4 protein-coding genes are annotated in these 3424 nt (G+C 47.3%); 3 read left to right on the top strand and 1 reads right to left on the bottom strand.

The genetic code is table 11. From position 1 onward, the window contains the following. Positions 1-185: 185 nt before the first annotated feature. Positions 186-368 carry a hypothetical protein gene (locus P8O70_00080; GenBank protein MDG2195284.1) on the top strand — a complete coding sequence of 61 codons (183 nt, stop codon included), beginning with the start codon at positions 186-188 and terminating at the stop codon, positions 366-368. Here P8O70_00080 and P8O70_00075 read toward each other — a convergent pair. Continuing rightward, a complete protein-coding gene (locus tag P8O70_00075; protein ID MDG2195283.1) occupies positions 365-529 on the bottom strand; it encodes a hypothetical protein in 165 nt (54 codons plus the stop codon). The two genes, P8O70_00080 and P8O70_00075, sit on opposite strands and share 4 nt — an antisense overlap. Positions 530-938: 409 nt before the next feature. Here P8O70_00075 and P8O70_00070 point away from each other — a divergent pair, with 409 nt between their 5' ends. Then, a complete protein-coding gene (locus P8O70_00070) occupies positions 939-1151 on the top strand; it encodes a helix-turn-helix domain-containing protein (protein ID MDG2195282.1) in 213 nt (70 codons plus the stop codon). A gap of 478 nt (positions 1152-1629) precedes the next feature. Beyond that, the coding region (locus tag P8O70_00065; GenBank protein ID MDG2195281.1) for a hypothetical protein at positions 1630-3424 on the top strand (1795 nt) is incomplete at its 3' end.

Genomic DNA, 3424 nt, shown 5'->3' with positions numbered 1-3424 from the left:
CTCCGAAATTTGGAAATCTAACGATGTAATGTCCTCACTGTGCTCATCCTGACTCTATTCGCTATGGCACCAGCCGTGGTGTTCAACGCTACCGTTGCCAAGCCTGCCGACGGATCTTTCAGACGCTACAACGTGGCAAAGATCCAGCCCTCAAAGAACAGCCCTGTCAGCTCTATCTAGAAGGGATGGGGAGGCGAGCTATCGGCCAGGTTCTCGACATCCATCACAAGACTCTCTCTCGCTGGTTGGTGCAAGCTGCCCAAGCACTCCCAGCAAGCCCACCACAGACCGAAGCCTGCTCCTTCATCGAAATCGATGAACTCCGCACTTTGATCGCTAAAAAAAGTCCCTATGTTGGCTCTGGCTAGCGGTAGACTCCATCTTTGGCAAGGTCCTCGGCTTTGTCTGTGGAAGAAGAACGATCAAAACCGGTAAGGTTCTCTGGGAGCAGATCAAGCACCTGCCAATGATGGGCTATGGCACAGACTTGCTGAAGGCCTACGAGAATTTCATTCCACAGGCCAAGCATTACGCGGGAAAGACCTTCACCACACAAATCGAATCACTGAACTGCCGACTCAGGCATTATCTGGCCAGGCTCCATCGTAAAACGCTTTGCTAGAGCAAATCAAAAACGATGTTGGAAGTTTCTTTGAAACTGCTCATCCCTAAGCTAAACAACCCCTAAGCTCCAACGCCGATTCTTTTGGCACCTTTACTCAAACCTGAACTTAAAAAGGACTAGATTCAGTAAGTCTGTTACACGATTTGGGAGTATTAGCATTGCGGATTGCTGGTACACTTAGTCAAGTTGGTGCCTTCGAATTTATGCGCCCTAGAATGTAAATGTGCTTACAATCCTCCATTCCTTAGTTATGTTGATCACCAGTGCAGGATACACATGGCCTGCGATGATCAACTCAACTCAGGAGATGCCAATGGCACCCCAATCCACTTCTGCATTCCTCAAAGAATCAAAAGCTGCTGAGTACCTCTGCATTTTGAAGAAGACTCTCCAATGTTGGCGCTTTAATCACAAAGGGCCCACCTACGCTAAGCTTAACAACAAGCTGATTCGCTACCATCAGGTTGATCTTGATAAGTGGATGAAACGGCAGAGTGTAACCCATGATCAACATGAGTTTATATGAAAAAACCACATTAAGTTTCTCCATAGCCTACAGCGAATCAGCAGGACGATCATGCCGTTGGTAGTGAATCTGGAAATAACTTCATAATAGTTTTTGGACGGCAGACCAAAGTTACTGGTGATATTAATGCACGCAGCCTAGCCAACTTTTTGATGCGGATCAATGCTGCCGAAATGTTAAAAATTGCCAGCATTTTAATGAAGTTATGGGGATAACCACTCTTTATTTTTTCAGTGAGTTTTAAGTTGCAGTCTTAATTCGCTGAAATGAAAAAATTGACACTTTTTGTAAACTTTTTTTGAGATTGAAAAATTCATAGCATAGGTTAGAGTTTGTATTTAACCTTTTTGTCAAACCAAATTTATCACTTTGAGGTAATTTTCTTTATTCGAAACACTCTCCACCAGGCGAGGCAGATCCTTACCGATCCTACCCCAACTGACTCCATTTGGGATCCAATCCGAAGCTGAGATAATCCATGCGTTTCATCAAATGGCCCTTACTGTTATTGACAATTTCTCTGCTGGCGAGTTGTGGTGGTGGTGGTGGTGGTTCCACTAATAATCCTGAAAGTAATTCTGCTCTCGCCAGTCAGGCAATATCCACCCTACAAAGCGACTTGGCTGCTTTGGAAGATATCACTGACAAGCAGGCCAGCCAGATAAGTGCTTCAGCCAACCAACAACTCAAAGATGATGGGTTTTTGGAAAATGGCAATGCTAACGAGGTTCTACCCAGCCTGCTCGAAGGAACAATGGAAGGCATCGGCACCCTCTCGCTTACAGAGGCTGAGTTGATCAACAGCCTTATTGAGCAAAGTATCATCAGCATCATGGGCCTGTTGGCAACAGAGCCTACTACCACACGCCAACTGCGGAGTTCTACCCGCAGTTTTACAGAGTTGCATTCCCTTCTGGAGTTGCTCGTTGAGAAGGCAGTCAGCAGTCTAGAGAAAACCAAGCTACCCGTTGCATCCCTGGGAACTGGAGTTGGTAAAGTTGTCCGTGCGGTGGTCACTAACCTAGATAAAGCCAAAATAGAGAACACGGAGGTCAGCAGCGCAGTTGACAAGGTGGTTGGTAAGAGCATGCAGAGCTTGGAGAAGCTACCAGTGGCTGTCCAGGAAGGCTCAGTGGAGCAGATCACTGAGCACGCGATTGGCGGAGTCGGTGCCTTGGCAGCTAAAGATAATAACATTATCCTAGGTGAGAGCATTGGCAAGGTAGTCAGTGCAGTGGTTGGCAATCTAGACAAGGCCAATGTAAGTTCTTCGGAGTCGAGCACCAAAGTTGAGCAAGTGATTAGCAAAGGTATGGAAAGTTTGGGGGCACTAGAGCAGACAGAGTTGGGTGACAGTGTAGAGCAGATTGCCCAAGGTGGGATTCAGGGAGCTGGTAATTTAGCAGATAGGGATCAGAGCCTCGCTCTTGATGAAAGTGTCGGCAAGGTACTCAGTGCCGTAGTTTCTAATCTGAACAAAGCGAAGGTGGACTCTAAAGAGTTGAATTCCAAGGTCGAGCAAGTAATCAAAAAGGGGATGGAAAGTCTAGATCAATTACCGGATATAGTAGTTGGGAATTCAGTCAAGAAGCTAACTGAAGGTGCAATTAGAGGGGCCGGGAGCCTGGCTGCCAAGGACTATGGCATCAACTTAGGATCCGCTGTTAGCATAGTAGCCCAAAGTGCGACTGAAGGTTTAGCCAAGTTGACAGTTAAGGATGAGAATACCCGGAAAGATTTCCAGCAGCAGGTGCAGGCCAGTCTGATGACAGGACTTGATGGTTTGCGCGGGGATGATGCAAAGTTCGACTTTGCAGAGATAAAAGCTGAGGTAGACTCTGGAGTAAGCCAGGGAGCTGCAAGTCTGGCTTCCGCATGTGACTTTTCTGGACGCAAGGTGCTCATTGGAATGAGTGTGGTTGGCTATCTCAGCGAAGCTGTACCTTTTGGCAGTGAATGCAGTGCTGAGACAAGGATCTGCAGTGAAGGAGTGCTCAATGGAGTCAATTCCTATGCTAGCTGTCAGGTAACACCCCCGTCAAGGTGTTCTTTTGGTGAGAAGAATGTTGCTCACGGCAGTAGTTTGACGGCTTACCTGAGTGAAACAGTACTCTTTGGAGAGAGTTGCCAGAGTGAGCAGCGTGACTGTAGTGATGGGACGCTTAGTGGTTCTTACAATTTCGAGTTTTGTTTAATCGAAGCTCCCGATGGGACGAGACCACCGGAGGGTACACCCGTTCCACCTGACGGGACGAGACCACCGGAGGGTACAC

Source organism: SAR324 cluster bacterium (genome assembly GCA_029245725.1).
GTDB lineage: Bacteria > SAR324 > SAR324 > SAR324 > NAC60-12 > JCVI-SCAAA005.
Note: the sequence above shows the minus strand (reverse complement) of the source record. Positions and strands in the feature narration are given on the sequence as shown.